At 35.3% G+C, this 6,124-nt stretch carries 4 protein-coding genes; 3 read left to right on the plus strand and 1 reads right to left on the minus strand.

The features are described 5' to 3' along the window. Positions 1–75 precede the first annotated feature (75 nt). A complete protein-coding gene (locus tag BN2390_RS05490; protein WP_053983350.1) occupies positions 76–2,217 on the plus strand; it encodes a Tex family protein in 2,142 nt (713 codons plus the stop codon). A gap of 63 nt (positions 2,218–2,280) precedes the next feature. Further along, positions 2,281–2,772 (plus strand): hypothetical protein, encoded by a 492-nt coding sequence (locus BN2390_RS05495; protein WP_053983351.1) that lies wholly within the window; start codon positions 2,281–2,283, stop codon positions 2,770–2,772. Between the two features lie 69 nt (positions 2,773–2,841). Here BN2390_RS05495 and BN2390_RS05500 read toward each other — a convergent pair whose 3' ends face one another. After that, complete coding sequence (locus BN2390_RS05500; protein WP_053983352.1) at positions 2,842–4,470, minus strand: sialidase family protein; 1,629 nt, start codon at positions 4,468–4,470, stop codon at positions 2,842–2,844. A gap of 881 nt (positions 4,471–5,351) precedes the next feature. On the opposite strand from BN2390_RS05500, the gene BN2390_RS05505 reads away from it, so the two are divergent. Further along, the coding region (locus BN2390_RS05505) for a collagen-like domain-containing protein (RefSeq protein WP_198524857.1) at positions 5,352–6,124 on the plus strand (773 nt) is incomplete at its 3' end.

Genomic DNA, 6,124 nt, shown 5'->3' on the forward strand with positions numbered 1-6,124 from the left:
GGCAAGTCTATATTTTTGGAAAAATTTGTGTTAATATACCTAGGAAAGAGAGTAAGGGACAAAGGAGAAAACAAGATGGATATTATTCAAATCTTACAAGAAGAACTTCAAATTAAACGCACACAAGTAGAAAATACAATTGAGCTGATAGAAGCTGGTAATACGATACCGTTTATTGCTAGATATCGTAAAGAGGTTACAGGGGGGCTAAATGATGAGGTATTACGTAAGTTCCATGAGCGTTATACTTATCTTCAAAATTTAGAAGCAAGAAAAGAACAAGTAATTCGTTTAATTGATGAACAAGGTAAGTTAACAGAAGAACTTAAAAATCAAATTGTAAAAGCTGCTACTGCAACTGAAGTAGAAGATTTATATTTACCATACAAAACTAAAAAACGTACACGTGCTACAATTGCTAAAGAGAAAGGGTTAGAACCTTTAGCAGAGATAATTAAGGCTCAAAATCTATCAGATTTAGAAGCAGTAGCCAGTGAGTATATCAATGAAGAAAAAGGTGTAACATCTGTAGAAGAAGCGCTTCAAGGTGCAAGTGATATTATTGCTGAAAGTATTAGTGAAGAAGCAAGCTATAGAAGTTTCATCCGTAAAGTAACCTTCAATGAAGGGATGATTGTAACAAAGGTTAAAGATCAAGATAAAGATGAAAAAGATGTTTTTGCAATGTACTATGAATATAGTGAAAAAGTAAAAACAATGCCAGGTCATAGAATTCTTGCTATTAATCGTGGAGAAGGTGAGAAGATTTTAACAGTAAAAGTAGAAGCACCAGTAGAAAAAATCTTACTTTACCTTCACAAACAAATTATTAAACCTAATAGTCCAGTAGAAGATTACCTTGTAAGTGCAATGGAAGATAGCTACAAGCGCCTTATAGCACCAGCTATTGAACGTGATATTCGTAATGAACTTGCACTTAAAGCTGAAGACGGTGCTTTAGAAGTATTCAATAAAAACCTCTATCAGCTTTTAATGGGAGCACCTATTAAAGGGCATACTGTAATGGGTGTTGACCCTGCTTTTAGAACAGGATGTAAAATAGCTGTTGTAGATGAAACAGGTAAAAAGCTAGATAACACAGTAGTTTATCCGACAGCACCACAAAATAAAACAGAAGAAGCTAAGAAAGTATTAAAAGCTTTAATTGATAAATATGATATTGATTTACTTTCAATTGGAAATGGAACAGCATCCCGTGAAACAGAAAAGTTTATAGCAGAGATGTTAAAAGAAATTCCTAAAACGATTCATTACGTTATCGTAAATGAGGCAGGTGCTTCTGTATATTCAGCTTCAAAGCTTGCAACAGAAGAGTTTCCAAATGATGATGTAGGGGTAAGAAGTGCTGTATCTATTGCAAGACGACTTCAAGACCCATTAGCAGAACTTGTAAAAATTGATCCAAAGTCTATAGGTGTAGGTCAATACCAACATGATATGAACCAAAAACGCTTAGAAGAAAACTTAACAGGGGTTGTTGAAAAGTCTGTTAATGAGGTAGGTGTAGACTTAAATACAGCATCTTCTTCACTGCTTCAATATGTAGCAGGAATTAAGAAAACAGTAGCGAACAATATTATTTCTTATAGAGAAGAAGTAGGTAACTTTAAAACACGTAAAGAAGTTTTAAAAGTAAAAGGGCTTGGACCTAAAGTATTTGAACAATGTGCAGGATTCTTACGTGTACCAGAAAGTAAGAATTTCTTAGATGGTACAGCAGTCCATCCAGAGTCTTATGATATAGCAACAAAATTACTTAGTGCACTTGGTTACAAAGAAGAAGATATGCAAGCAGGTGGAATTAAAGGTCTTAGTCAAAAAGTAGGTGACTTAGAAAAGTTAGCTGAAGAAATTGGTGTAGGTGTAATGACACTTGAAGATATTATCAAGGAACTTGAAAAACCAGGTCGTGACCCTCGTGAAGATATGCCAAAACCAATTTTACACAGTGATGTACTAGACCTTGAAGATCTTAAAGAAGGTATGAAACTTAAAGGTACGGTTAGGAATATTGTAGACTTTGGGGCTTTCGTTGATATCGGTGTTCATCAAGATGGACTTGTACATGTCTCACAAATGTCTGATAAATTTATTAAGCATCCTTTAGAAGTTGTAAAGGTTGGAGATATTGTTGATGTGACAGTGATGAGTGTAAATGTTCAAACACGTAAAATAAGCTTAACGATGAAAGGTTAAGATGCATAGACTTCTATTAATTAGCAAATCCTAATTTTAAAAAGGAAATATAGGAGATGCATAATGAAACGAAAATCTATATGGAAATTACTAATTGTAATGATGACTATAGTGTGTTTAACAACCTCTACGTTGAGTGCTGCAATGACTTCTAGTGATATAGATCAGAATTTAACTAAGATACAAGAAGATCTTAAAAATGTACAGAAACAGTTAGCCTCAGTGTTAGAAGTCATATACCGAAATAAGTTAGAAAATAAATCTAGTAATGATAGCGAAAAAATTTTAAATTATACTCACAGTGAATTGAAAAAAGAGATAAATGATTTAAATTATTTAGAAACAGGAAAACTAAATTCTGTTCAATCGGCTAAATTACAAGTTTTGATTGCTTCAGCAAATATATTAGATTATATGGTAACTGCTTTAATTGACTATGTACAAGCAGAGGAATCAATAGAACAATTACAGCTATTAAAAGTATATTTTAAGTTAGATACAGTAATAAGCCAATTTATGATTGATTATGACTATTTTAAGGCAACATCTTATTAATTAAATAAAATGTAATAAAGAGAGCAAGGTATATAATTTATACCTTGCTCTCTTTTATGAATTATGTATTTAGAATAACCAACTAAGTTCAAAAGACATATAAGCGATAACATTATTAGGTTGAGGCTCAAATAAAATACCAATATGACCGTTTTCAAGAACTGCTAAACTAGAGTAGGCAAAGAAATGTTCAAATCCTTTTGCATTTTCATAAAGAGATGAATCTATAGGGAGTAAGCGTTCACGAATCCAAGAGATACTGCCATCTTCTTGAACTTCACCTAAAGAAATAACGCCGTGAGTTCTAGAAGAATCATCTTTGCTATTACCACTTGGATGAGAAGAAATGACATATTGTTTGTCAGTATCCATACCTTCAGGATACTTAAAAGTATTAACTGGATAAGTAATAATAGATTTCTGGCAGCAGACAGACATAAGGTCAGTAGTGTGTTGTGGTCCCCAAGTCTCACCACCATCATGACTAATAGAAACAGGTGTTGGAGCCTTAGAAGATTGTCTACCAAAAGACATAATGTCTCCATTTAGAAGTTCGATGAATTGGCATTCGTCTATATTATTCATATATAAATTCCCATTAGTGTTGGCACGATTCCAAGCATAACCATGATCATCACTATAGAGTGCAGTAGCTTTACCTAGTGCATAAGCTGGCATCAGGATACGGCCATTCTTGGCTGTATCTCTTTGATGTTGCAATGTAAGGCCGGTACCAGGACCTGTACCTAAAAAGGTGAGATCTGATTCTACTTTAACTTGAGGTGTAATGTCATAAGGTTGGCACCAAGTCTTACCATGATCTTTACTACGAGTAACCCAAAGATAAGAAGTAATTAGGACACGTAATGGAGCTGGATCTGTTTCATAAGTTTCATATAATGATTCAGGTGGAGCGACATGACGTTTTTGTACAAATTCAGGAGCATCTAAATGATATGTAGGCATTTCATAGTTAAGATAAATATTACCTACATAGATATCTGAATGAGCATGAGTAGTATGTACTGGATTTTGTGGCACAAGAGGTGGGTAGCTATCAAGATATTCAGCATGATCTATATTAGGCGCATAGTAAAGATCACCCATAGTTGTATAATGATGTTGTGGATCATGGTGCTGTGGTACGTAATAGTGTGTGCGGTTTCCTTCTGGATCGTAGACCCAACCTTGTTCACGAATAGTATAGGCATCAGAAGAATGAGCTGTATAGAGACATTGATAATCTACATCGCCTATACGTATATAGCCTCTTCCTTGCTCCAAATAATCAGGAGCATGAAGCCCTTTACATTCAGGATACATATCTACAAGCATAACAATATCACCATTTGTTGCTTGGGTTGTGACGGCATCGATGTAGAAGGCAGAATGCCAATCTTGATAATCTTGTGGTGCATGATGAGCTGGAAGAGATAAAATGGTTTCTACTGGACTTGTCCAAGTTTGGCCATTATCGAAGCTTCTACGCATACCGATTTCAACTTTTCCCCAATCAGCGCTATCATTACCAATATCACTAAGAGCGATAAGGGTATGGCTATTATTTGAAGGTGTTGGTTTAGCTAAAAGTAATGAAGGAATACGGCAACCTTGGATATTTCCCATTACGTTAGATGAAGCTGCAATAGAAGCATGTTGAAGTTTGTCTGGATTAATACTTGCAAAAATATGAGTCATAAATAAGTCTCCTTTGCGGTTAATAGGTAGAATGATAAAGCTTATAGTTATGATTATAATATGAAATAAGAAACATGTGGGAATAAAGTGAAAAAAAGAGTAAAATTTTAGTGTTGAAACATCTTTTAAAGAAAAACATAAGAGATTATAAAAAATAAAACAAAATTATAATAAAAATTATAATAAATTCAGAAAAAATATTGACTTGTCCAAAATAAAGTCGTATAATAGATTTATGATTGAATATAAAGATAAAAATAAATTTAATCCTAGGTCTATTTATTTCTATCTTTATACTTAGAAAAAGTTTCAAAGTTATAAGGCTCTCCTCCCTCTTAGCCTTATCCGGAGAAGCTTTTTCAATCTAGCTTATGAGATTAAGTGGCATTTCATAAGCTAGAGAAATACCGTATGGATTTATAAACTAAGCAACTTACAATGCTTATAAGATAAGCAAAACTAATAAGCAATGCCGCAGATGCTCCTTGATATAGAGTCTCTTATCAGACACTTGCAGTGATAAATGCAATGCATCCCTTTCACCTATAGGCCCCTGATTAAGAACTACTATATAAGGCAGATCATAAGGCTACACTTAAAGGTTATGTTTAAAACAAGTATAAATGCTTATTTGAAATCTACAAGCCACTCACAAAAAGCTAACTTAAGTCTGCCCATATTAATAAGAGGGAGGGGCGACTTGAGTTAGCTTTTTGTGCGTTAAGATTTAGAGAGTTAAATTATATCGATGAAACGTAAACCATTAAATGATATAAAAATACATACTATTTTTTTCCTTTTTATTTGTAATTACTTAGTGTAATATGTCACATTTTAGTCCTTTAATCAATATATTATAAATTGAATAGGAGGTGTTTTATTTGCACAAATATCCTTGTGATTGCAAATCTAATTGTTATGAAGAGTGTAATGGAAATAATGATTGTAATTATGAACAGCGTATGTGTTGCTATCCTAATAACAGCTTTGAACAAACTCCATGTTTTGCATCTTGTATAGAGGGTCAAAATGGTCAAGATGGCCAGAATGGCCAAAATGGTCAAGACGGTCAAAATGGCCAAGACGGCCAGAACGGCCAAGATGGTGAGAATGGTCAAGACGGTCAAAATGGCCAAGATGGTGAGGATGGCCAGAATGGTCAAGACGGTCAAAATGGCCAAGATGGTGAGGATGGCCAGAATGGTCAAGACGGTCAAAATGGCGAAGATGGTCAGAACGGCCAAGATGGCCAGAACGGCCAAGATGGTCAAAATGGCCAAGACGGTCAGAACGGCCAAGATGGTCAAAATGGCCAAGACGGCCAGAATGGTGAGGACGGCCAGAACGGTCAAGACGGTCAAAATGGCCAAGATGGTGAGGATGGCCAGAATGGTCAAGACGGTCAGAATGGTCAAGATGGTCAGAACGGTCAAGATGGTCAGAATGGTCAAGATGGTCAGAACGGTCAAGATGGTCAGAATGGCCAAGATGGAGTAGATGGTCAAGGCGGTCAGAATGGCCAAGATGGTGAGAACGGTCAAGACGGTCAGAATGGTCAAGACGGTCAGAATGGAGCAGATGGTCAGAACGGCCAAGATGGTCAGAATGGAGCAGATGGTCAGAACGGCCAAGACGGTAAGAATGGTCAAGCTGG

It is taken from the genome of Niameybacter massiliensis (genome assembly GCF_001282685.1).
Classification (GTDB): domain Bacteria; phylum Bacillota; class Clostridia; order Lachnospirales; family Cellulosilyticaceae; genus Holtiella; species Holtiella tumoricola.

Excerpts from the sequence above, each read along its gene's own strand:
- BN2390_RS05490 (WP_053983350.1), top strand. The coding sequence starts at position 76 with ATGGATATTATTCAAATCTTACAAGAAGAACTTCAAATTAAACGCACA.
- BN2390_RS05495 (WP_053983351.1), top strand. The coding sequence starts at position 2,281 with ATGAAACGAAAATCTATATGGAAATTACTAATTGTAATGATGACTATA.
- BN2390_RS05500 (WP_053983352.1), bottom strand. The coding sequence starts at position 4,470 with ATGACTCATATTTTTGCAAGTATTAATCCAGACAAACTTCAACATGCT.